19 protein-coding genes and 1 tRNA gene are annotated in these 22,369 nt (G+C 61.0%); 13 read left to right on the plus strand and 7 right to left on the minus strand.

The window, feature by feature from the left end:
- Window positions 1-19: 19 nt before the first annotated feature.
- A complete protein-coding gene (locus D5125_07720) occupies window positions 20-1,162 on the plus strand; it encodes a hypothetical protein (GenBank protein ID QFY89386.1) in 1,143 nt (380 codons plus the stop codon).
- 24 nt (window positions 1,163-1,186) lie between these two features.
- On the opposite strand, the gene D5125_07725 is transcribed toward D5125_07720, so the two are convergent.
- Window positions 1,187-1,474 (minus strand): DUF2835 domain-containing protein, encoded by a 288-nt coding sequence (locus D5125_07725; GenBank protein QFY89387.1) that lies wholly within the window; start codon window positions 1,472-1,474, stop codon window positions 1,187-1,189.
- 281 nt (window positions 1,475-1,755) lie between these two features.
- Between D5125_07725 and D5125_07735 the strand changes: the two genes are divergently transcribed.
- Together D5125_07735 and D5125_07740 are read left to right on the plus strand one after the other, a co-directional pair.
- Window positions 1,756-2,364, plus strand: coding sequence for a DUF4202 domain-containing protein (locus D5125_07735; protein QFY89389.1), 609 nt, complete (start codon window positions 1,756-1,758; stop codon window positions 2,362-2,364).
- A gap of 229 nt (window positions 2,365-2,593) precedes the next feature.
- On the plus strand, window positions 2,594-3,946 hold the full coding sequence (locus D5125_07740; GenBank protein QFY91086.1) for a hypothetical protein: 1,353 nt from the start codon (window positions 2,594-2,596) through the stop codon (window positions 3,944-3,946).
- An 87-nt stretch (window positions 3,947-4,033) separates the two neighbouring features.
- On the opposite strand, the gene D5125_07745 is transcribed toward D5125_07740, so the two are convergent.
- From D5125_07745 to D5125_07770, 6 genes are all read right to left on the minus strand, one after another.
- Window positions 4,034-4,435, minus strand: coding sequence for a type II toxin-antitoxin system VapC family toxin (locus tag D5125_07745; protein ID QFY89390.1), 402 nt, complete (start codon window positions 4,433-4,435; stop codon window positions 4,034-4,036).
- The gene (locus tag D5125_07750; GenBank protein ID QFY89391.1) at window positions 4,432-4,662 is read right to left on the minus strand and encodes a type II toxin-antitoxin system Phd/YefM family antitoxin; all 231 of its coding nucleotides are present in this window, start codon (window positions 4,660-4,662) and stop codon (window positions 4,432-4,434) included. The genes D5125_07745 and D5125_07750 overlap by 4 nt, the downstream gene beginning before the upstream one ends.
- Window positions 4,663-4,878: 216 nt before the next feature.
- Window positions 4,879-6,045 carry a ribonucleotide-diphosphate reductase subunit beta gene (locus D5125_07755; protein ID QFY89392.1) on the minus strand — a complete coding sequence of 389 codons (1,167 nt, stop codon included), beginning with the start codon at window positions 6,043-6,045 and terminating at the stop codon, window positions 4,879-4,881.
- A gap of 183 nt (window positions 6,046-6,228) precedes the next feature.
- A complete protein-coding gene (locus tag D5125_07760; GenBank protein QFY89393.1) occupies window positions 6,229-9,105 on the minus strand; it encodes a ribonucleoside-diphosphate reductase subunit alpha in 2,877 nt (958 codons plus the stop codon).
- 348 nt (window positions 9,106-9,453) lie between these two features.
- Window positions 9,454-10,107 carry a uracil-DNA glycosylase gene (locus tag D5125_07765; protein ID QFY89394.1) on the minus strand — a complete coding sequence of 218 codons (654 nt, stop codon included), beginning with the start codon at window positions 10,105-10,107 and terminating at the stop codon, window positions 9,454-9,456.
- The gene (locus D5125_07770; protein QFY89395.1) at window positions 10,088-10,747 is read right to left on the minus strand and encodes a response regulator; all 660 of its coding nucleotides are present in this window, start codon (window positions 10,745-10,747) and stop codon (window positions 10,088-10,090) included. The genes D5125_07765 and D5125_07770 overlap by 20 nt, the downstream gene beginning before the upstream one ends.
- A gap of 342 nt (window positions 10,748-11,089) precedes the next feature.
- Between D5125_07770 and D5125_07775 the strand changes: the two genes are divergently transcribed.
- From D5125_07775 to D5125_07820, 10 genes are all read left to right on the plus strand, one after another.
- Window positions 11,090-11,668 (plus strand): translation initiation factor 2, encoded by a 579-nt coding sequence (locus D5125_07775; protein ID QFY89396.1) that lies wholly within the window; start codon window positions 11,090-11,092, stop codon window positions 11,666-11,668.
- 92 nt (window positions 11,669-11,760) lie between these two features.
- Window positions 11,761-12,300 (plus strand): translation initiation factor 2, encoded by a 540-nt coding sequence (locus D5125_07780; GenBank protein ID QFY89397.2) that lies wholly within the window; start codon window positions 11,761-11,763, stop codon window positions 12,298-12,300.
- Window positions 12,301-12,465: 165 nt separating this feature from the next.
- Window positions 12,466-14,133, plus strand: a complete 1,668-nt coding sequence (ettA, locus tag D5125_07785) for an energy-dependent translational throttle protein EttA (protein QFY89398.1) — start codon at window positions 12,466-12,468, stop codon at window positions 14,131-14,133.
- A gap of 360 nt (window positions 14,134-14,493) precedes the next feature.
- The gene (gene uvrC, locus D5125_07790) at window positions 14,494-16,326 is read left to right on the plus strand and encodes an excinuclease ABC subunit UvrC (GenBank protein QFY89399.1); all 1,833 of its coding nucleotides are present in this window, start codon (window positions 14,494-14,496) and stop codon (window positions 16,324-16,326) included.
- Complete coding sequence (gene pgsA / locus D5125_07795; GenBank protein QFY89400.1) at window positions 16,323-16,886, plus strand: CDP-diacylglycerol--glycerol-3-phosphate 3-phosphatidyltransferase; 564 nt, start codon at window positions 16,323-16,325, stop codon at window positions 16,884-16,886. Before uvrC ends, pgsA begins: the two co-directional genes overlap by 4 nt.
- Before the next feature lie 64 nt (window positions 16,887-16,950).
- Window positions 16,951-17,026 (plus strand) — tRNA-Gly (locus D5125_07800).
- A gap of 503 nt (window positions 17,027-17,529) precedes the next feature.
- A complete protein-coding gene (locus D5125_07805; GenBank protein ID QFY89401.1) occupies window positions 17,530-17,844 on the plus strand; it encodes a hypothetical protein in 315 nt (104 codons plus the stop codon).
- Between the two features lie 122 nt (window positions 17,845-17,966).
- On the plus strand, window positions 17,967-19,544 hold the full coding sequence (locus D5125_07810) for an anthranilate synthase component I (GenBank protein QFY89402.1): 1,578 nt from the start codon (window positions 17,967-17,969) through the stop codon (window positions 19,542-19,544).
- A 66-nt stretch (window positions 19,545-19,610) separates the two neighbouring features.
- Window positions 19,611-21,266, plus strand: coding sequence for an HD domain-containing protein (locus D5125_07815; protein QFY89403.1), 1,656 nt, complete (start codon window positions 19,611-19,613; stop codon window positions 21,264-21,266).
- 84 nt (window positions 21,267-21,350) lie between these two features.
- The gene (locus D5125_07820; protein ID QFY89404.1) at window positions 21,351-22,358 is read left to right on the plus strand and encodes a TIGR00266 family protein; all 1,008 of its coding nucleotides are present in this window, start codon (window positions 21,351-21,353) and stop codon (window positions 22,356-22,358) included.
- The last annotated feature ends 11 nt before the right edge of the window (window positions 22,359-22,369 follow it).

The following is a 22,369-nucleotide window of genomic DNA, read 5'->3' on the forward strand; positions in this document are numbered from 1 at the left end:
CAACCCCAGGAGCCACACCATGCGCTATCTGATCCTCGGCCTGCTGTGCATCGGCCTCAATGGCCAGGCCGCCGTCTGGCCCAACAAGAATCAATGGAATGAGCGTTGGGAGCAGCGCTTCAGCGACTGGGTGGCGAAGGAATTCGGTGCCGACTTCTTCACCCGAGGCCCCTATGCCGGGATCCGGCACGACTGCGCCGATGCGGTCTATTACGCCCGGCTGATCTTCGCCTATGAGAACCGGCTGCCATTCGCCGCCCTCAACGGCCGCCTGAGCAACAGCAGCGGCGAGTTCGATCACCTGCCCGCACGCCAGCGTCTGCGCCGCTTCATCGACCAGGTCGGCAACGGCGTCAGCTCGGTGACCATCATGCAGGATACCTATCCCATAGCGCTGGAGCGAAAGCACTTCCGCCCTGGCGTGGTGGCCGCCCTGCCCAGACGCCTGAAGGACGGCAGCGAACAGCCGGGGCATGACCAGATCGTCACCCGGGTGGAGCGCAACGGCGTCGTCCACTACCTCAAATCCACGGTGCCGGCCAAGGTGCAGCGCCTGGAGCACACCACCCTGGTCAGCTTCATCCCCGAGCGCAAGGGCGGCTCCTTCCGCTGGTGGAAGCAGCCCGGCCAGTTCAACCAGGCCGAACGCCGTCTGCCCGGCTACGGTATCGATCAGTACGACCTGCCCAGCGCCAGCGAAGGTATCTACGCCGACGCCCTGCAACAGAAACTGGCCCTGGAGGCAGAGCCCAAGCAGGCCAAGCTGACGCGTCTGTCCGGTGAGATCTGCCATCAGATCCAGCAACGGGTGGGCAGCGTGGATGAGGCACTGGCCTTCAAGCGCAAGATCGGCTCGCGCTGCATGGACTACGCCGAATACGACGCCTACTCCACCCCCTCCCGCGATGGCAAGATCAAAAAGGCCCTGGCCCACCTGAGGCTCACCGCCACAGGCTCGGAAAGCGGCAGCCTGGATACCATCAGCCCCTATCTGGACCAGGCCTGCGGCCGTATCCAATACCAGCCGGGCAAGCAGATCAGCGCCGCTCGATTCGCCCGACGCCTGTTGGCAGGTCAGGTCGCCTACGACCCCAACCAAAACGCCGCCGCCCGCTGGGGCGATGCCGAGCCGGAAAAGCTCGGCTGCAAGGTGTTCTATTAGTCGGCTGTAGCCACAGGCCCCCTGCTAATATCTTGTCCTCAGGTCCTTGAGCTTTTTCAGATCGATAAAACGGTTGTTCTTGTCCAAACGCAACTCGAATCGACCGTAAATGCCTTCGTGGGTAATGAAGTCGCGCAGGTGCCGAGCGGGAAACCGAATGCGTCGGCCATCCTCGGCGGTTACCGTGACAATGGCGGCCTCACCCTGGTAATAGCGCAGAAATTCCGCCGCGCTGATGAACAGCCAGAAGCGGATCTGCTGCTGACCCGGCCGTTTCAGGGGGCCCGTGAAGAAGGGGACGCGTCGCTGCATGAAAAAGATTCATCCAATTGTGAATTGTCATTGTCGATAAGTGATTAGAAGAGGATTATAACCCCCACAGTTAGGTGGCTCTAACTGCACTCCTCCACTTTTCCGCCGGACCTGCAAAGCTCCGGCGGTTTTTTTTGCCCGCAACAAAGGGACAGAAACCCAGGCTAAACAGGGCACCGTCCTGGGTCTGGCAGAAGGGTCGAAGCCTGCCGCCCCTGGCCTTTTTGCCGCTCTTGATGTATATCAAGAGACCAATTTCTTCCCTCATCCTGGAGACCCCTATGTCCACCGCTTACGAAAAAGCCCTGACCCTGTTCGATGCCGCTAATGGCGAAGACCCCAATCAGGAAATGGCAGACGGCAAGGCCTGGCCCAAGGAGCTGCTCTACTCAAGGCGCATGGCGGATATGATCGATCGTTTTGCCCCGGATGCCAACGAGGTCGTCAAGCTGGCCGTGCGTGCCCAGCACATAGAACGCTGGAAATCACCCCGCAGCGACTACCCCATGGACCGCAACGGCTACCTGCAGTGGCGTACTGCACTCTACAAATTCCATGCCGAAACCGCCGCCAAGCTACTGGCCGAGGCCGGCTATGCGGCGGAGTTTATCGAAGAGGTAAAAAAGGCGGTAGGCAAACGCGGCCTCAAGGTCAACGCCAACAGTCAGCTGCTGGAAGACTGCGCCGATCTGGTGTTCATCGAGCACTATCTGCTCGGTTTTGCCGAAAGGCACCCAGAATACAGCGAGGAAAAATGGCTGGAGATCATCCGCAAGACCTGGCGCAAGATGTCCCAGCAGGCGCGGGATTTTGCCCTCAGCGGCAAGCTGAGGTTGCCCGAATCCCTAACCCCCCTGATCCACAAGGCCGTGACCGGGGACGCGGCCTGAGCCAATCCCGCCAGAGAGCCTATTTCCGAATAGGCCGGTCCGAACCTGCCTCCCCCTTTCGGAGGCAACTTCAGCCTTGTTGATGAATATGGCCCTGAGAGATTGATGGAGCAGGCGTTTCAAGATGACAGCAATGAGGTTCTCAGAAACAAGGGCCAGTATCCGCTGGCCACAGCTCAGTGTCCAGCCCCTGTTGCAAGGGCGGGAGTCGCGCTTGGAGGACAAGCAAATGACTGATCCCCGAAAACAAAAATTGATGGATCTGGGGCCAGCGGCCCTTGCAGATGCCTTGTTGAGTCTTGCCGTCTATTCCGCTGAGGCAGATGATCTAATAGAACAGCTGATTGCCACAACAAAGGAAAATACTCAGCGCTTCAAGAAGAAGCTTGCCGCCCTGAAACGTTCAAGGCGGTTTTTTGACTGGCGGGATGCTGGTGGTTTTGCCCAGGATCTGGTAACCCTGCTGAAGGATTTGGAATCCGGCGTGGATGACCCACTAACCGGCCTAGAACTGGTTGCCGCATTTTATGAGGCAGACGAGACCGTTTTTGAGATGTGTGATGACTCCAGCGGGTATATTGGCGATGTGTTTCGCCATGATGCCAAAGTGCTGTTTGTTGACTATGCCAAACGATGTTCCGACAAGGACAAAATTGCGGACATCATGCTGAAAGTGAATAAAAAAAATAACTACGGAATCCGGGACGCCTTAATTGATTGTGCCGGAGAGTGCTTGCCCGAAAAGGTTATCCGCACCATGCTCACAAGGCTTCAGAAACGGGCAGACAATGAAACAGATGAATATAACAAGCGCCATCACCTGATCCTAATTGAATCACTGGCCCGCCAGATCAAGGATGCAAAACTGTTTGAAAAGACTCGCATCGTGGCATGGGGCGAGCTGCCCACGGCAGCACTTATCGACATTGCCCGCGTCTATCTGGAAAGCGGTGATGTTGAAACCGCCCATTCCTGGCTTAAGAAAATTCCTGAAGGTGAAACCTATCAGGCATACGAACGGGACAAGCTCCTTGAGGACATCTACCACAAGCAAGGCGACTCTGAAAAACTGACGGCGCTTCTGTACCAGAAGTTCAGGTCCTATCATTCCCTTGACAGCCTGCAGGCACTGCTGGATGTCATCGGTCATGACCAGAGGGATGATGTTATCCGCGATGAAGTCCAGCAAATCCTGAAAACCGACAGGTTCCGGGGATCAGATGCAGAATTCCTGATTGCAGTCGGGAAAATAGATGAAACCGAGGCATATCTCCTGAGGCGTACCGATCAACTAGATGGTGACCATTTCGGCAGCCTGCTCTCTCTGGCAGACGCAATGGAGGCAGAAAACCGACACCTTGCTACCAGCCTGATATACCGTGGTCTGCTTGTCTCAATTCTGCGCCGCGGCTACACCAAGGCCTATCCACACGGAATTAAATATCTAAAAAAATTAGATAAACTGGCAGCAAGGGTCATCGACTGGAAGGAATACAATCACCATACAGTGTTCAAAGAGCAGATCATTCAGTCCCATGGCCGAAAACGCAGTTTCTGGTCAAAATATGAGATGATGAAATGAATGAAGAATCGCCGACCCAGGGACTCGCTATATACTCAAATCCGCGTGAAACGTCGAGGGGCCGTTTGGTGATTTCTCTCTCGTGAATCATTTGTGCGCATCCTGCCTAACCAAGTCTGCCTGCCACTCAAGAATTTTACTGTCTGCGGTAACCAGCAGCGCATCATGCTGCATAGCGGTGGCGATAATAAAACGATCGGCAGGGTCTCGATGTAAATCATGAAAGGATGCTGCCAACATGGCAATGCGCCCGTTGACAGAGATTTCCTGAACACCTGCCTGCAACAAATCCGCACGCAAAGTCTCCACTGCCACCGGCAATACAATGCGCCCGCGCTGGGCAAGCATCGCTACTTCCCAAAAACTGATTGCACTCACGGCAACCGTATCCCTGTGCCACGCATCTTCAATCAGGTGACGCGACTGGGATCCCAAGGATGCATCATTACGATCCATCCACAGTAGCGCATGAGTATCCAGAACGATCACTCAAGCACCTTCCAGTCGTCTTCCTCTACTGGCGATAAAATATCCCCGGTAATTTCAAGCCCTGAATGCAAACCAAAAGGCGATCCCTGTTTACCCCCGGAATAAGGTCGCAATTCAGCAACCGGTCGCCCATTTTTGGTGACCACCAACACCTCGCCCGAGCGCGCTACATCATCCATCAAGGCAAGGCATCTCGACTTAAATTCAGATGCTTGGATTGTCTGCATAATGATCCCTCAAAACATAATAGACACACTGATGACTATAGTCTCCAAACTGGTCAACATCAAGAGGAAGCTGGAAGCTTGGGGTCAGGTCTAGAATAGAAGCCTTTATTCGGCTAGGTCGGCAAGCGTTTGCTGGCGTAAGTCCTCGGCAAGCTGTAGAGAATCGTCGGGAACCCGAGTCATGTCGTGTCCGCATCGTCGATCAGCTGTTAGATGTCAGTCCCAATTCAATGCCCCGCCGGTCTGGTATTCGGTGACCCTTGTCTCAAAGAAGTTCTTTTCCTTGCGCAGGTTGGCCTGCTCGTCGAGCCAGGAGAGGACGTTCTGGGCACCGGGGAAGGGCTCTTGCTCGAAGCCGAGCTGGCGAGCGCGGCGGTTGGCGATGTAGCGGAACTGCTCCAGGTGGTCCGCCGCCGAGTAGCCGAGGATGGGATCGCGCAGTATGTAGTGGGCGTATTGGCTTTCCGCCGCTTCGCATTCGTCCCACAGGTCGCGCAGGGCCTGGGGCTGGGGCTTGATCTTCTCCTCGTGCATGATCTGCTTGGCGACACGGATGCCGAAAGAGGCGTGCAGGACCTCGTCGCGCATGATGTACTGAAACTGCTCGGCGGTGCCCTTCATCAGGCCGCGCCTTTGTAGGGAGAAGATGGGGCTGAAGCCGTTGTAGAACCAGCAGCCCTCGAAGATGCCGGCGAAGAAGATGTAGGCAAGGAGAAAATTCTCCAGCTCGTCGCGGTCGTGCAGGTCGATGTCGGCGCGCAGCACCGAGTTGAGCCGCCGGTTGGCGATCTGGATCTTGCCGTTGATCTCCGGCACCACCCGGTAGCGGTTGTAGATCTCGCCCTGATCCAGGCCCAGGGTCTCGATGCAGTGTTGGTAGGTCCAGGTGTGCAGGGCCTCTTCATAGACCTGGCGCGCCTGGTAGATCTGCAGCTCGGGGGCGGACATCTTTTCCATCACCGCCAGGCCGATGTTGCGCATGGCGAGGACGTCGGAGGTGGTCAGGTAGGCGAGCACGTTCTCATAGACGTGACGCTCTTCCACCGTCAGCCTGTGGTGGTAGTCGTGCACATCCGGGGCCATGTTGATGTCCAGCGGGGTCCAGTGGTTCTTGTTGGCGTTGAGGAAGAACTCCCAGGCCCAGGGGTATTTGAAGGGTGCCAGCTGGTTGATGTCTGTCATGCCGTTGACCACCCGCTTGTCGTCCGGGTTCACCGGCTTGCGCTCGGCCAGGGTGTGCAGGGGATTGGCCGCATGGGTAGCCATGAGCTGAGCGGCACGGTTTTCCAGCAGGGGGTTGGCCTCCTGCTGTGGCTGTTTCTCTATGGCTGTGGCTTTGGTCACAACGGTCGGTGCGGCAAGGGGGTCATCCCAGTTCAACATGGCGGTGGACTCCTGTAATCGGTATTTAGGGCTGTTCGGGAATTTCAGTCCGCAAAAAACGCAAATAAACGCAGATCAATAATGGCTAAAGGCGTGATTGCTGCGAGCTGAGCCCCGCGCTGCTGCCTGCTTTCAATGCCTTCTATTTGCGTCCATTCGCGTTCATTTGCGGACCAAAGTCTTTTACTGACAGGCCTCGCACTCGGGGTCGAGGATGCTGCAGGCCTTGGGAGCGTCGCTGTTGGCGGCGAACTCGCTCGGGCCGAGCTTGTTGGCCGAGCCGTCAGTGACATTCTTTTCTATATGGGTCGCGCCCATGGAACGCAGGTAGTAGGTGGTTTTCAGTCCCCGCACCCAGGCCAGCTTGTACAGGTTGTCGAGTTTTTTGCCCGAGGGTTCGGACAGGTACAGGTTCAGGCTCTGCGCCTGATCCAGCCATTTCTGCCGCCGCGCCCCGGCCTCCACCAGCCAGCGCGGGTCGATCTCGAAGGCGGTGGCGTAGAGCGCCTTGAGGTCCGCCGGGATGCGGTCGATGGGCTGGACCGAGCCGTCGTAGTACTTGAGGTCGTTGACCATCACCTCGTCCCACAGACCGCGCTGCTTCAGCTCCCGCACCATGTAGGGGTTGACCACGGTGAACTCGCCGGAGAGGTTGGATTTGACGAACAGGTTCTGATAAGTCGGCTCGATGGACTGACTGACGCCGACGATATTGGAAATGGTCGCCGTCGGCGCTATGGCCATGCAGTTGGAGTTGCGCATGCCCACGCTCATGACGCGCTGGCGCAGGCTGTCCCAGTCCAGGGTCTGGCTCATGTCCACTTGCAGGTAGTTGCCGCGCTGTTCCGCCAGGCGCTGCATGGAATCGATCGGCAGCACGCCCTGGCTCCACAGCGAGCCTTCAAAGCTGGAATAACGACCGCGCTCTTGCGCCAGATCGGTGGAGGCCTTGATGGCAAAGTAGCTCAGCGCCTCCATGGAGCGGTCAGAGAACTCCAGGGTCTGCTCCGAGGCATAGGCGTAGCCGAGCTTGTACAGGGCATCCTGAAAACCCATGATGCCCAAGCCCACCGGGCGGTGGCGCAGGTTGGAGCGGCGCGCCTGGGGCACGCTGTAGTAGTTGTAGTCGATGACGTTATCCAGCATGCGCATGGCGGTGCTGACGGTGCGCTCCAGGCGGGCCAGGTCCAGGCCATTGGCGTCCACATGGGCGGCCAGATTCACCGAGCCCAGGTTGCACACGGCGATTTCCTGATCGTTGGTGTGCAGGGTGATCTCGGTGCACAGGTTGGAGCTGTGCACCGAACCCAGATGCTGGTTGGTATAGCGGATGTTGCAGGGGTCCTTGAAAGCAATCCAGGGATGACCGGTCTCGAACAGCATACCCAACATCTTGCGCCAGAGGTCCACCGCCTGGAGCTTGCGGGTGATACGCATCTGCCCCTGCTCGGCCTTTTGCTCGTAAGCGGTATAGGCCTGCTCGAAGGCCTTGCCGGTGAGATCGTGCAGGTCCGGCACCTCGTTGGGGCTGAACAGGGTCCAGCTGCCGTTCTCCGCCACCCGCTGCATGAACAGGTCGGGAATCCAGTTGGCGGTGTTCATGTCGTGGGTGCGGCGGCGCTCGTCGCCGGTGTTCTTGCGCAGTTCGAGGAAATCCTCGATGTCGATGTGCCAGGTCTCCAGATAGGCGCAGACCGCGCCCTTGCGCTTGCCGCCCTGGTTCACCGCCACCGCAGTGTCGTTGGCTACCTTGAGGAAGGGCACCACGCCCTGGCTCTTGCCGTTGGTGCCCTTGATGTGCGAGCCCAGGCCGCGCACCCGGCTCCAGTCGTTGCCCAGGCCGCCGGCGTACTTGGATAGCAGGGCGTTGTCCTTGATCGCGCTGTAGATGCCATCCAGATGATCCGGCACCGAGGTCAGGTAGCAGCTGGACAGCTGCGGTCTGAGGGTGCCGGAGTTGAACAGGGTCGGCGTGCTGCTCATGAAATCGAAGGAGGAGAGCAGGCTGTAGAACTCGATGCTGCGCTCCTCGCGGTCGATCTCGTTGATCGCCAGACCCATGGCCACGCGCAGGAAGAAGGCCTGCGGCAGCTCGAAGCAGCTCTTGTCCCGGTCGTGGATGAAATAGCGGTCGTAGAGGGTCTGCAGGCCGAGATAGCTGAAGTTGAGGTCACGCTCGGGCTGGATCGCGGCGATCAGCCGGTCCAGGTCATACTGGGCCAGGCGCGGGTCGAGCAGCTCCAGCTCAATCGCCCGCTGCAGATAGGCCCTGAAATAATCGGCATAGGCCTGCCCCATCTCCGCCTGGTTGTTGACCGCCTCCAGATGCAGAAAGCCCAGCGCCTCGCGGCGCAGCTGGTCGAGCAGCAGGCGCGCGGCCACCTGGGAGTAATTTGGCTCCTGGTCGATCAGGGTGCGCGCGCTCATCACCAGCGACTGGGCCACGTCGATTTCACTGACGCCATCGTAGAGATTGCGCAGGCAGTGTTGCAGCACGGCCTCGGCCGCCACCTCATCCAGGCCGTTGCAGGCCTCCTCCACCAGGGCGCGCAGGCGCTGGATATCCAGCGGCCGCTTGCCGCCGTCGGCCAGGCTGACCTGAATCCGCTGCTCCTTGGCCAGGCCGGCATCCTCACCGCTACGCGCCGCCTCCTGCTCGCGCTCCTTGGCACGCTCGGCGCGGTAGAGCACATAGGCGCGGGCGGCCTTGTGCTCGCCGGAGCGCATCAGCACCAGCTCCACCTGATCCTGGATGTCTTCCACATGCACGTTGGAGGCGGTGCGGGTCAGGGCCTGGATGACTTGGCCGGCAAGCTTGTCCACCGTCTCGTGAATCCGTCGGGAGGCAGCGGCATTGCCGCCCTCCACGGCGAGGAAGGCCTTGGTCATGGCCACGCTGATCTTGTTTGGATCAAAGGGCATCATCTTGCCGTTGCGGCGGATGACGTGGAAGTCGTAGCTATGCTCCGGGGTGATGGGCCCGGAGTGCTGCGCTGAATGGGGGGCTTGGGGCAGGGGGGGCTGATCGGAAATCACGGGGTTCAGGGCTTCTTGTGCCATGCCATCTCCTGGGCGCTGGGGTTACTGGATAGGGTGTTTTTGCAGGTCGGTTGGTTTTATTTCGTTAAATTGGGCTTGGCTGTCCCGGCAAGCCCTTGGTCAGGACGCCGTAAACCCGTCCCTGGGGACTTGACGCTCCCCGTCCAGGGCAGAGACACCTGCCCAAGGGCTCGCCGAGACGCCTCTGATAACTCCGACATAAGGCGAATTAGGATAGCCTCAGACCCGGCCCTTGGCAAGGGTCGGCACAAGATATGGTGTTTTGCCAGCAGATGAGACACAAGATGTTGTGTTTTGCTGAATAAAGGGTGATTTAGCTGTGGATCAGCTGTGGATAAGTTTACGGCCTCAGTGGCCGGGGTCGGCCGACTGCGCCAGGATCTCTTGTGCGCGGGCGAATACGGCGGCGAACATCGGCGCGCTGAGGCGGCCGGTTTGGGTGTTGTAGCGGCTGCAGTGGTAGGAGTCGATCAGCCTCAGCCGACCCAGCTGGTGCTCGGCGGCGTGACCGAATTTGTACTGGGCGGGCCTCAGCCCCAGGCCACGCAGCACGGCCTGATGGGCAATGGCCCCCAGCGCCAGCACCAGGCTGCCATCGGCCAGGCCCGCCAGCTCGGCGGCGAGGAAGGCGTTACAGCGGCGAATCTCCTCGCCGCTGGGCTTATTTTGTGGCGGCAGGCACTTGACGGCATTGGTGATGCGGCAGTCGATCAGTTGCAGGCCATCGTCCTGGCCGATGGACTCGGCAGCCGAGGCAAAACCGTACTGATGCAGGGTGCGATAGAGCAGGATGCCGGCGTGGTCCCCGGTGAAGGGGCGGCCGCTGGCATTGGCCCCGTGCATACCGGGGGCCAGCCCGACCAGCAGCAGGCGCGGCCGTTCCACGCCGAAGGGGGCTACCGGGGCGGCATGATAATCGGGGTACTCGCGGCGTACCTGGTCAAGAAATTGGCTCAGGCGCGGGCAGGCACGGCAATCGGGGTCAAACACTGGCGGTTTCATTGCTCCTATCCTTCAGTAGGCCGTGGCGCAGGCAGAGCAAGAACAGACCCAGGTCCGTATCCACATCCAGCTTGCAGCGAACGCGGTGCAGATAGGTGCGCACGGTGCGGGGTTTGAGGTCCAGCAGCTCGGCGATCTCCTGCTGGCTGTGGTTGGCCAGCAGCAACATGAGCACGTCCAGTTCCCGCCCGCTGAGCAGGCTGAGGGGGTTGGTCTCGCGGCCGCGTATGCCGCTGATGCTCAGATTTTGCGCCACCTCGGTGGAGATAAAGGGCCGCCCCTGACCGACCGCGACCAGGGCCTTGAACAGCTCCTGTGGCGTGCAGCCCTTGCTGATGTAGCCCAGCGCCCCGGCCTTGTGCAGGGAGTTGGGAAAGGGGTCTTCAGACAGGGCGGTGAGGGCGATCACCCGGGTATCCGGATAGGCGGCAGTGATGCGCCGGGTGGCCTCTATGCCGCCCATGCCGGGCATATTGAGGTCCATCAGCACCAGATCCACCGGCTGCCGTTGCAGCAGGACGAGGGCCTGTTCGCCGCAATCGGCCTCCCCCACCACCTCAAATTCGGGGCGGGTGGCAATGATATGGCGCATACCGACGCGGACCAGGTCATGGTCATCGACAAGAAGGATCTTGATCATTTGGCCAACCTTGTGTCATCGCCTTCCCATTCAGCGCTGGGCCCTTATTCCTGGGCAAGTCAGGGCTGCAGGAGCGATGCAGATTATTGTTTGAATGGCAGATGTCGAAGATCTGCTGGCCGGGCCAGGCAAGGCCCGTCAGAAAGTTGTAAGCCTACAACAAATTGGCGGAAAATACCCCATCTGTTGATTCTCTGATGGATTCTGGCGCTGTCTTGGGGGAGCGCCGGTTCGGCCCGGTTGGACCCGGTCTGGGATGAAACTGGCATTCGGGCTTTCAACCTGTTTGCAGGGAGGCTAAACTCGCCCCTCGTACTTATTTGGAAAGGGAACCGCACCGCGATGACCGACGAGCCCAACGGCCAGAAGAGCAGCGCTGAAGACGTGCTCCAGCAACAATACCTCAGGGCCCTGAGTTCCTTTGAGGGCATAGTGCTGAGCCAGATCGACCTGAAGAATCGCCTCGGCGACCGGCTCAACTACAGCATCCGCACTGGCGTCATCATCCTCGGCGTAATCGCCATCTCCATCCTCATCCTGCTGCTCAGCCTGTCTTCCCAGGTCAACCGCATTGCCAGCGTGGTGGGGGACATCAACAGCCACTTCCGCGTCATCTCCAGCAACATGCAGCAGATCAGCCTGCACATGGACACCATGGAGCAGAAGGTGCGGCTGATGGAGTCGATAAGCCAGCAGATGGCCCTGATGGACAAGGAAATGGCGGCCATAGATACCGATATGAACGACATGAATGCCACCGTCAACGGCATCCGCCAGAACCTGGGCCTGGTGCGGCAGCGGGTAGGCTCGATGGCGCTGAATGTGGATCAAATCAACCGCGAGATGCAGGGCATCACCCATGAGGTGCACCGCTTTGGCGCACCGGCCCGTAGCCTGAACAAGATGTTTCCCTTTCAATAGGGCAATCCACAACCCAGCCCCCTGCCCCCGCTCCATCCGGGGCCGGGGGTTGACGGCCTGAGCAGTTACTCCAGCAACAAGGACCAATGATCATGCAAGAAGACCCAAGACGCGCCATAGTCGAGGTCATGGCCCGGCTGGGCAAGGAGACCCAGTTTCACCTGGACGAGCGCGACAGCAGCTTTCAGGTAACCGACCTGGTGATTATCGTTGTCTCCCTGCTGCTGGTGGTGCTGGCCACCCTGAACATCTACTACATCCGCGTGCTCTACACCGATCTGGGCAAGATAGTCACCAACATGGACTCCATGTACGAGAACCTGGTGACGGTGGATGAGGATATGGGCAAGATCACCAAGATCGTCGGCCGCTTTGACCAGCACATCCGCCACATGCAGCCGATCCACGACCACATGGAGAACATCGCCCAACGCCTGCCCAACACCCGTGGCAACATGGACCAGCTGCGCGATGACATGCAGCTGATCCAGGCCGACATGGGCCTGCTCGGCGGTGCCATGACCCACATCGACCTGAACATCTTGCAGATGAAGGGCGGCATGGGGGTGATGCGCAGCAACATGCGCAAGATCGCCAACCCCATGTCCATCATGAATCCGATGATGCCTTGAACCCCTCAGCTGAAATCCAAAGTTAGGACGCAGAGGGCGCAGAGCAGCGCAAAGAGCGCAGAGTTAATAGAGTGTCGATTGCGCTACTGAACAGGTAAACTTTGCGTCCTCCGCGCTTCTCTGCGCCCTCTGCATCCCATTCAACATGCAACCTCCAGGATACCCATGGCCCAGTACATCTTTACCATGAACCGCGTCGGCAAGGTGGTCCCGCCCAAGCGGGTGATCTTGCGCGACATCTCCCTGTCCTTCTTCCCCGGCGCCAAGATCGGCGTGCTCGGCCTCAACGGCTCGGGCAAGTCCAGCCTGCTGCGCATCATGGCCGGGGTGGATACCGACATCGAAGGCGAGGCGCGGCCGCAGCCGGGCATCAACATCGGCTATCTGCCGCAGGAGCCGCAGCTGGATCCCAACAAGGACGTGCGCGGCAATGTCGAGGAGGCCCTGGGGCATGTGAAGGAGGCCATGATCGAGCTGGATCAGGTCTATGCCGCCTATGCCGAGCCCGATGCCGACTTCGATGCCCTGGCCGCCAAGCAGGCCAAGCTGGAGGACATCATCCAGGCCGCCGATGGGCACAATCTGGAGCGCAAACTCGAAGTCGCCGCCGACGCCCTGCGCCTGCCGCCCTGGGAGGCCGATGTCACCACACTGTCCGGTGGCGAGCGCCGCCGCGTGGCCCTGTGCCGCCTGCTGCTGTCCAACCCGGACATGCTGCTGCTGGACGAGCCCACCAACCACCTGGATGCCGAATCCGTCGCCTGGCTGGAGCGCTTCCTGCACGACTACCCCGGCACCGTGGTGGCGGTGACCCATGACCGTTACTTCCTCGACAACGTCGCCGGCTGGATTCTGGAGCTGGACCGCGGCCACGGCATCCCCTGGGAGGGCAACTATTCCTCCTGGCTGGAGCAGAAGGAGGCCCGTCTGGAGCAGGAGCAGAAGTCCGAGGCTGCCCGCATCAAGACCATGAAGCAGGAGCTGGAATGGGTGCGCTCCAACCCCAAGGGTCGCCACGCCAAGAGCAAGGCGCGCCTGGCCCGCTTCGACGAGTTGCAGAGCCAGGAATTCCAGAAGCGCAACGAGACCAACGAGATCTACATACCGCCGGGCGAGCGCCTCGGTGACCTGGTGGTGGAGGCTAAGGGCATCAGCAAGTCCTTCGGCGACAAGCTGCTGTACAAGGACCTCAGCTTCAACCTGCCCAAGGGCGGCATCGTCGGCATCATTGGCCCCAACGGTGCCGGCAAGACCACCCTGTTCCGCATGATCACCGGCCAGGAGCAGCCCGATGGCGGCGAGCTGCGCATCGGCGAGACGGTGCAGATTGCCTACGTCGATCAGTCCCGCGATGCCCTGGATGGCAAGAAAACCGCCTGGGAAGAGATCTCCGACGGCCATGAGATCCTCACCATCGGCAAGTACGAGCTGAACTCCCGCGCCTGGCTATCGCGCTTCAACTTCAAGGGTGCCGATCAGCAAAAGCGCGTCGGCGACCTGTCCGGCGGCGAGCGCAACCGCCTGCACCTGGCCAAGCTGCTGCAGACCGGAGGCAACCTGCTGCTGCTGGACGAACCGACCAACGACCTGGACGTGGAAACCCTGCGCGCCCTGGAAGAGGCCATCCTCGCCTTCCCCGGCTGCGCCGTGATCATCAGCCATGACCGCTGGTTTCTCGACCGCGTCGCCACCCACATCCTGGCGTTTGAGGGCGACTCCGAGGTGGTCTGGTTCGAGGGCAACTTCGCCGACTACGAGGCCGACAAAAAACGCCGCCTGGGGGCCGAAGCCGACCAGCCACACCGGATCAAATACCGCCGTATCGACGCTTGATAAACCGGATCGAAAAGGACGCAGAGGACGCAAAGAAGCGCAAAGCACGAAGAGCTTGCAATTCTTCTCAGCCCATGACTGCTCACACGTCATTCCGGCATGGATTGCCGGAATCCAGTCGCCAGGGAGGGCAAGGCCTTCGTGAAGCCTGTTGGGTTTGGGTGCCCGTAGCGAGCACAAATTTCCATGATTTTGAGGCGCATAGTGTACCTAAGCAACCAAAAATCGGGGAATTTTAGGCCATTCTCCCGCCGGTGGAGTAGGTGTATCCTAAATCCGATAGGCTCCTCGGGCTGACATAGATTTAGCGGGACGTGACAGCTTTTGGGTTCCGGCCTCGCCGGGTTAGGATAATCCCCCATGAGCCCAGCCGAGACCCCCTTCGATCCCCAGGCCTTCGTCAAGACCCTGACCCCGCGTCCGGGGGTGTATCGCATGCTGGACGCCGAGGGTAACTGCCTCTATGTGGGCAAGGCAAAGAACCTGCAGCGGCGTGTGGCCAGCTACTTTACCCGCTCCCTGAGCCGGCGCATCCAGCTGATGGTGGCGCAGATCGCCAGCATGGAGGTGCTGGTGACCCACACCGAGGCCGAGGCCCTGATCCTGGAAAACAACCTGATCAAGGACCTCAAGCCCAAGTACAACGTGCTGCTGCGCGATGACAAGAGCTATCCCTACATCCACCTCACCGACCACCCCTTTCCACGCCTGCGCTCCCATCGCGGCGCCCGGCGTGAGGGCGGGCGCTACTTCGGTCCCTATCCCAACAGCGGCTCCATCCGTCAGACCCTGCAGCTGCTGCAGAAGCTGTTCCCGGTGCGCCAATGTCAGGAGAACACCTACCGCAACCGTTCACGGCCCTGCCTGCAATACCAGATCAAGCGCTGCAGCGGGCCCTGTGTCGGCCTGATCAGCGAGCAGGACTATGGCCGCGATGTGGCCGATGTAAGCCTGTTTCTGGAGGGCCGCGCCAACGAGGTGGTGGAGCGACTGGTGGCGCGCATGGAGCAGGCCGCCGCCGCGTTGGAGTTCGAGCAAGCCGCCCAGCTGCGCGATCAGGTGGCGCTGTTGCAGCGCATCCAGGAGCGCCAGTACGTCAGCAACGAAAAGGGCGATCTGGACCTGCTCGCGGCGCACTGCGCGGGTGGCCAGGCCTGCGTGCAGCTGTTTTTCATCCGTGGCGGGCGTAATCTGGGTAACAAGGCCTTCTATCCCCGTGTCGGCGGCGAGGAGGACGAGCAGCAGGTGCTCAGCGCCTTCATCAGCCAGTATTACCTGGGCAGCCAGGCACCGGCGCAGCTGCTGCTCAGCCATGCGCCGACGGAGCTGGCGCTGCTGCAGCAGGTGCTCAGCGAACAGGCCGGACATAGGGTGCAGCTCAGCTGCCACCCCCGGGGCGATCGTGCGCGCTGGCTGCAGATGGCGCGGCAGAACGCCCAGCTGGCGCTACAGGCCAGGCTGGCGCGCAAGGAGGGCACCGAGGCGCGCCTTGCCGCCCTGGCCCAGGTGCTCGGGCTGGAAGAGCCGCCGCAGCGGCTGGAGTGCTTTGACATCAGCCACACCGGCGGCAGCAAGACGGTGGCCTCCTGCGTGGTGTTTGATCAGAACGGCCCGCTCAAGTCCGACTACCGCCGCTTCAATATCGAGGGCATAGCGCCGGGGGATGACTACGCCGCCATGGACCAGGCCCTGCAGCGGCGCTACACCCGGCTCAAGGCGGGCGAGGCGGCCCTGCCGGATGTGCTGCTCATCGACGGCGGCAAGGGCCAGCTGGGCCGGGCGGCCGAGGTGCTGGCCGAGCTGGGCCTGGTCGATGTGCTGCTGCTGGGCGTGGCCAAGGGCGCCGACCGCAAGCCGGGGCTGGAGCAGCTGTTCTTGTGGGGCGATGAGACCGCCACTATACTGCCCGCCGACTCCTCGGCCCTGCACCTGGTGCAGCAGATCCGCGACGAGGCCCATCGCTTCGCCATCAGCGGCCATCGCCAGCGGCGTAACCGGGCGGCCACGGTCTCGGTACTGGAGTCCATTGCCGGGGTCGGTGCCAAGCGCCGCCAGCGCCTGCTCAAGGCCTTTGGCGGCCTGCAAGGGGTGGCCCGCGCCGGGATCGAGGACCTGAGCCGGGTCGAGGGCATCAACAGCGCCCTGGCTCGGTCGATCTATGACGCCTTTCACGGCGAAGGGGACAGCCCATGAACATACCCAATCTGCTTACCCTGCTGCGCATCGGCCTGATTCCGGTGTTCGTGGTGCTGTTCTATCTGCCGACAAAATGGGCCTACCTGGCCTGCGCCCTGGTGTTCGCCATTGCCGCCCTCACCGATTGGCTGGACGGCTGGCTGGCGCGCAAGCTGAAGCAGACCTCGGCCCTGGGTGCCTTTCTCGACCCGGTGGCGGATAAACTCATGGTGGCCGCCGCCCTGGTGCTGCTGGTACAGCGCGACCCGGCACCCTGGATGGCGGTGCCGGCCCTGGTCATCATTGGCCGCGAGATCACCATCTCCGCCCTGCGCGAATGGATGGCCGAGCTGGGCGAGCGCGCCCAGGTGGCGGTGAGCACCATCGGCAAGGTCAAGACCGCCGTGCAGATGGTCGCCATACTGCTGCTCATCTACCGCGACCCGGTGGGCGTAGTTCCCAGCTACACTGTGGGCTACGTCCTGCTCTACCTGGCCACCCTGCTCACCCTATGGAGCATGCTGCTCTACCTGCGCGCCGCCTGGCCGGCACTGATGCGCAACGAGACCCAAGCCTGATTGTTTTGTTGCAGAGGCTTGACAATTCCCTCGGGCCGACTAGAATACGCCGCACATTATCCCAGCGGGAATAGCTCAGTTGGTAGAGCACAACCTTGCCAAGGTTGGGGTCGCGAGTTCGAGTCTCGTTTCCCGCTCCAATTTCTCCCCAACGCATTGAATAACCAAACAGAACCTGAAATTACTGTTTGGTTTATATCCATCTGCACTGCACAAAACACCTTCCCTGAAAATCTCAGTCCCCAGCGGCAGTCCCGGTCCATAGCCAGGATTGCGTGTCGGCTTCCCTTACCCAACTCCATGGACCTCAACCAGCGTTTCTGCCGCCCCTGTATCTGAGGTTCGGGGTTGCGGGAAATTGGCGTCGCCACTTACTGGGTGGGATAATGGCAGCCAGACTTTATTCTTGACCCGGTCAGCCTAAAAAGAGTATTTGGCCACAGAGCCACAGAGCCACAGAGTACACAGAGAAAAATCAATGTGTTGGAAAGCGAACATTCAACACCTTCCAGGTGAGCCCGGTCTGATAGGTAACTCACTTGAACCAACTCTGTGATCTTTGCGCTTCTTTGGGTCCTCTGTGTCCTTTTGTCCCGGCTTCGCCGGGTCAGGTTAATCTCTCTCAAACCGCGAGGAAACCACCATGGCCAAATCCACCTTTCCCGTACCCATCAACCTCCTGCTGCTGGACCTGGTCGGTGCCCTAATGACCGCCCTGGGCATTATCGAGACCGCAGACCCTGGCGTTTTTCTTGACCCCGAGCAGCTCTATCCGGGCTATAACTGGTTTCTGGTCATCATTGGCAGCCTGCTGATGCTGCCCATGGTGCTGCACATGGTCAAACGTGCCAAGCAGCAGGCCGCCGCCCAACGCGCTGCGGCCGACGGCCAGCCTGCCAGTCCGCCGAGCCAGCCCAAGGCCCCGAAGACAAAGACAGTGCAGCGGCGCAGGCCCTGAGCCAAGGTCATCAACCTAACGATCATGGGGCAAGGCGGCCATCCCAGAAGATGAAAGTCGTCTGTGGTTCTGTGGCTAAATGCCCTTAATTTGGATAATCCGCTTTACCCATAGGCCAACCCATGAACGCTGAACAATTCGCCGCCCTGGCCAAGCAGGGCTACAACCGTATCCCTGTGGCCTGCGAGGTGCTGGCGGACCTGGACACCCCGCTGAGCACCTACCTAAAATTGGCCGATGGGCCTTATTCCTATCTGTTTGAGTCGGTGCAGGGCGGTGAGAAGTGGGGGCGCTACTCCATCATCGGCCTGCCCTGCCGCACCCGGCTGCTGGTGTATGGCCAGCAGGTGCGGTTGGAGGACGATAATGGCCTGATCGAACAACACGAGGTGGCCGACCCCCTGGCCTTCATCGAGCAGTTCCAGGCCCGCTTCAAGGCCGCCGAGATCCCCGGCCTGCCCCGCTTCAATGGCGGTCTGGTGGGCTATTTTGGCTACGATTGCATCCGCTACATCGAACCGCGCCTGGGCCTCTGTACCAAGCCCGATGCCATAGGCGCGCCGGATATCCTGCTGATGGTCTCAGACGAGGTGCTGGTGTTCGATAACCTCAAGGGGCGCTTGTATCTGATCGTGCATGCCGACCCCAGCCGGGGCGATAGCCTGGAGAGCACCCGCGAGCGTATCGATCGGCTGGTGGCGCAGATGCAGCGCGGCGCGCCGCGCCATCGGTTGGAGCTGAAGCGCGAGGTGGGCGAAACGGACTTTGTCTCCGGCTTCACCGAGGCGGGCTTCAAGCAGGCGGTGGCGCGGATCAAAGACTACATCCTGGACGGCGACTGTATGCAGGTGGTGCTGTCCCAGCGCCTGAGCATCCCCTTTGCCGCCGCCCCCCTGGACCTGTACCGTGCCCTGCGCGGGCTCAATCCCTCGCCCTATATGTATTTTCTCAACCTGGGCGGCTTGCATATCGTCGGTTCCTCGCCGGAGATCCTCGCCCGGCTGGAGGATGGCCTGGTCACCGTGCGCCCCATCGCCGGGACCCGCCACCGTGGCCGTACCGAGGCCGAGGATCAGGCCCTGGAGGCGGAGCTGCTGGCCGACCCCAAGGAGCTGGCCGAGCACCTGATGCTGATCGACCTAGGGCGTAACGATGCCGGGCGCGTGTCCGAGATCGGCAGCGTGCAGCTGACCGATAGGATGGTGGTGGAACGCTATTCCCACGTCATGCACATCGTCTCCAATGTCACCGGCAGGCTGCGCGCCGGCCTGAGCGCCATGGACGTGCTGCGTGCTACCTTCCCGGCCGGCACCGTGTCCGGCGCGCCCAAGATCCGCGCCATGGAGATCATCGACGAGCTGGAGCCGGTCAAGCGCGGCATCTATTCCGGCGCCGTCGGTTATCTGAGCTGGAACGGCAACATGGACACCGCCATTGCTATCCGCACGGCGGTGATCGAGGACGGCCAGCTGCACATCCAGGCCGGTGCCGGGGTGGTGGCCGACTCCCAGCCCGAGCTGGAATGGCAGGAGACCCTGAACAAGGGCCGCGCCGTATTCCGCGCCGTGGCCGAGGCCGAGGGCGGGATTCATGATCGCGTTTGCCTGACGGAGGTTGGCCTCCCCCCTTTGCAAGAGGGGGAATTTGATGCTCTCCTTGAAGGTGAGAGGGAGCGAGTAGTTACGCAAAAATTAGACTAATCTTGTCAAGGAAAGGCAAATTTCAGCGAGCAGACTATCCATCTCACACCCTGAGTGAAGCGAGCCATGGCGATTAGCAGCGATACCGATGTCAATGCCCTGTTGAGCGGCGTGCTGGAGACCATTCAGGCCTATGTCGGGCGGCAGAATGACCACATCCAGAGCCTGTACCGCATCGGCGCGGCGCTGTCTTCCGAGACCCGGCTGGATCACCTGCTGGAGATGATCCTGACCGAGGCCATGGGCTTCTCCAACGCCGATGGCGGCACCCTCTACGTCACCAGCGAGGATGCCCGTTACCTGCACTTTCGGGTGGTTGAGACCCGCTCCCTGGGGATCAAGATGGGCGGGGCCGGGGAGGCCATCAGCTGGCCCGACCTGCCCCTGTATAAGGCAGACGGCGAGCCCAACCGTGAGATGGTCGCGGCCCTGTGCGCCCTGGAAGACCGTACCATCAACATCGCCGATGTCTATCTGGCCGATGAGCGCTACAACTTCGAGGGCACCCGCCAGTTCGACGCCAAGACCGGCTACCGATCGCGTTCCATGTTGGTCATCCCCATGCGCAACTACGAGAACCAGGTGATAGGCGTCTGTCAGCTGCTCAACCGTATCGACCCGGATAGCGGCGAGGTCACCCCGTTCAGCGAGGAGGACGAAAAATCCCTGCTCTCGCTCGCCTCTCAGGCGGCCATAGCCATGACCAACGTGCAGCTGATCCAGGACCTGCGCAAGCTGCTCGACTCCTTCATCGACGCCATCGCCCGGGCCATCGACGACAAATCCCCCTACACCGGCGGCCATGTACAAAAGGTCGCGCAACTGGCGATGATGCTGGCCAGGGCTGTGAATCAGGCCGACAGTGGCCCCTACCAGGAGGTCCATTTCAGTGACGAGGAGCTGGACCAGATCCACATCGCCGGGCTGATGCACGACGTGGGCAAGATTACCACCCCCGAGTACATCATGGACAAGTCCACCAAGCTGGAGACCATCTACGACCGCATCGAGACGGTACGCACCCGGTTTGAGCTATATATCCGCGAGATCGAGCGCGATGCCGACCGGCAAAAGCTCGACCTGCTGCGCCAGGGTGCCCGGTTTGACGACCTGAACGACATCGACGAGCGCACCCAGGAGGCCATAGACCAGGCCCGCGCCGACCTGGCCTTTCTGGAGAACGCCAACTTCGGCGGCGAATTCATGCGCGATGAGGATATAGAACGAGTCCAGCAGATCGCCAGGCACTGGCTCCATCGGGATGGCGAGATGATCCCCCTGCTGAGCGAGAACGAGGTAGAGAATCTATCCATCCGCAAGGGTACCCTGACCCTGGAGGAGCGGGCCAAGATCAACCACCACGCCTATATGTCCACCGAGATGCTGGAGGCCCTGCCCTTCCCCAAGAGCCTGCGGCGGGTGCCGGAGATCGCCGGTGGCCACCACGAAAAGCTCAACGGCAAGGGCTACCCCAAGGGACTCAGCGCGGAGCAACTGAGCCTGGAGGCGCGTATCATGGCCTTGGCGGATATCTTCGAGGCCCTGACCGCCTCGGATCGGCCCTACAAGCGCCCCAATACCCTGAAAGAGGCCATGCGCATCATTGGCTTCATGGTCAAGGATCAGGAACTGGACGCCGACCTGGTGGACTTCTTCTACCAGGCCGGCCTGCACCTGGAATACGGCAGGCAATCCCTGCTGCCGGAGCAGTTGGATGTTTAAAGCGGCCAGCCGTCAGCGGCCAGCCTTCAGCCAAACCGCTGGCCGCTGATGGCTGGCGGCTCAGCCTAACCCACAGGAGCCCCCATGGCAGACTGGTATTTGAGTTACGACGGCCAGCAGATTGGCCCCTTCGACCTGGCCGAGGCACGCCAGCGCGCCCAATCGGATAGCGACGGCTTTGCCTGGCGCAGCGGCATGGCCGACTGGCTGCCGATCAACCACATTGGCGAGCTGCACGGCAGCAGCGGCGGACCGCCGCCGGTGACCCAGGCCCAGCACGCCCTGACCCGCCGCTCGGACGAGATCGACTACGAGATCTTCGGCAACGAGAGCCAGTACGTGGTGATCGAACTGGACCCCGGCGAGAGCGCCGTGGCCGAGGCCGGGGCGATGATGTACAAGGATGCCAGCATCGAGATGACCACCCTGTTCGGCGACGGCTCCGGCGGTCAGGATGAGGGCTTCATGGACAAGCTGCTCGGTGCCGGTAAGCGCCTGATCACCGGCGAGAGCCTGTTCACCACGGTGTTCACCCACCAGGGGCATGGCAAGGCCCATGTCGCCTTTGCCGCCCCCTTTCCCGGCAACATCATGCCGGTCCATCTGGGTGAAACCGGTGGTCGGCTGATCTGTCAGAAGGACAGCTTTCTGTGCGCCGCCAAGGGGGTCTCCATCGGCATCTATTTCCAGAAAAAAATACTCACCGGCCTGTTCGGCGGCGAGGGCTTCATCATGCAAAAGCTGGAGGGCGACGGCATGGCCTTCGTCCAGGCCGGTGGCGCGCTGATGGAGCGCCAGCTCGGCGCGGGCGAGGTGCTGCATGTGGATACCGGCTGCCTGGTGGCCATGCAGGACAGCGTCCAGTTCGACCTGCAACAGGCCGGCGGCATCAAGACCGCCCTGTTCGGCGGCGAGGGGCTGTTTTTCGCCCAACTGCGCGGGCCGGGGCGGATCTGGCTGCAATCCCTGCCCTTCTCCCGCTTCGCCGGGCGCATGCTTGCCGCCGCGCCCCAGGGCGGCGGCCGTGATGTGGGCGAGGGCTCCCTGCTCGGCGGCATCGGCGACATTGTCATGGGCAACCGGAAATTCTGATACGACAGGAA

This window comes from gamma proteobacterium SS-5 (assembly GCA_009497875.2).
In the GTDB taxonomy this organism is placed as follows: Bacteria; Pseudomonadota; Gammaproteobacteria; order Chromatiales; family Chromatiaceae; genus Magnetovirga; species Magnetovirga frankeli.

What these genes read in the sequence shown, in the direction of transcription:
- D5125_07740 (QFY91086.1), top strand. Translation starts at nt 2,594, where the DNA reads ATGACTGATCCCCGAAAACAAAAATTGATGGATCTGGGGCCAGCGGCC.
- D5125_07765 (QFY89394.1), bottom strand. Translation starts at nt 10,107, where the DNA reads ATGAAACCGCCAGTGTTTGACCCCGATTGCCGTGCCTGCCCGCGCCTG.
- pgsA (QFY89400.1), top strand. Translation starts at nt 16,323, where the DNA reads ATGAACATACCCAATCTGCTTACCCTGCTGCGCATCGGCCTGATTCCG.
- D5125_07770 (QFY89395.1), bottom strand. Translation starts at nt 10,747, where the DNA reads ATGATCAAGATCCTTCTTGTCGATGACCATGACCTGGTCCGCGTCGGT.
- D5125_07815 (QFY89403.1), top strand. Translation starts at nt 19,611, where the DNA reads ATGGCGATTAGCAGCGATACCGATGTCAATGCCCTGTTGAGCGGCGTG.
- ettA (QFY89398.1), top strand. Translation starts at nt 12,466, where the DNA reads ATGGCCCAGTACATCTTTACCATGAACCGCGTCGGCAAGGTGGTCCCG.
- D5125_07725 (QFY89387.1), bottom strand. Translation starts at nt 1,474, where the DNA reads ATGCAGCGACGCGTCCCCTTCTTCACGGGCCCCCTGAAACGGCCGGGT.
- D5125_07780 (QFY89397.2), top strand. Translation starts at nt 11,761, where the DNA reads ATGCAAGAAGACCCAAGACGCGCCATAGTCGAGGTCATGGCCCGGCTG.
- D5125_07810 (QFY89402.1), top strand. Translation starts at nt 17,967, where the DNA reads ATGAACGCTGAACAATTCGCCGCCCTGGCCAAGCAGGGCTACAACCGT.
- D5125_07820 (QFY89404.1), top strand. Translation starts at nt 21,351, where the DNA reads ATGGCAGACTGGTATTTGAGTTACGACGGCCAGCAGATTGGCCCCTTC.
- D5125_07720 (QFY89386.1), top strand. Translation starts at nt 20, where the DNA reads ATGCGCTATCTGATCCTCGGCCTGCTGTGCATCGGCCTCAATGGCCAG.
- D5125_07760 (QFY89393.1), bottom strand. Translation starts at nt 9,105, where the DNA reads ATGGCACAAGAAGCCCTGAACCCCGTGATTTCCGATCAGCCCCCCCTG.
- D5125_07775 (QFY89396.1), top strand. Translation starts at nt 11,090, where the DNA reads ATGACCGACGAGCCCAACGGCCAGAAGAGCAGCGCTGAAGACGTGCTC.
- D5125_07755 (QFY89392.1), bottom strand. Translation starts at nt 6,045, where the DNA reads ATGTTGAACTGGGATGACCCCCTTGCCGCACCGACCGTTGTGACCAAA.
- D5125_07805 (QFY89401.1), top strand. Translation starts at nt 17,530, where the DNA reads ATGGCCAAATCCACCTTTCCCGTACCCATCAACCTCCTGCTGCTGGAC.
- uvrC (QFY89399.1), top strand. Translation starts at nt 14,494, where the DNA reads ATGAGCCCAGCCGAGACCCCCTTCGATCCCCAGGCCTTCGTCAAGACC.
- D5125_07750 (QFY89391.1), bottom strand. Translation starts at nt 4,662, where the DNA reads ATGCAGACAATCCAAGCATCTGAATTTAAGTCGAGATGCCTTGCCTTG.
- D5125_07735 (QFY89389.1), top strand. Translation starts at nt 1,756, where the DNA reads ATGTCCACCGCTTACGAAAAAGCCCTGACCCTGTTCGATGCCGCTAAT.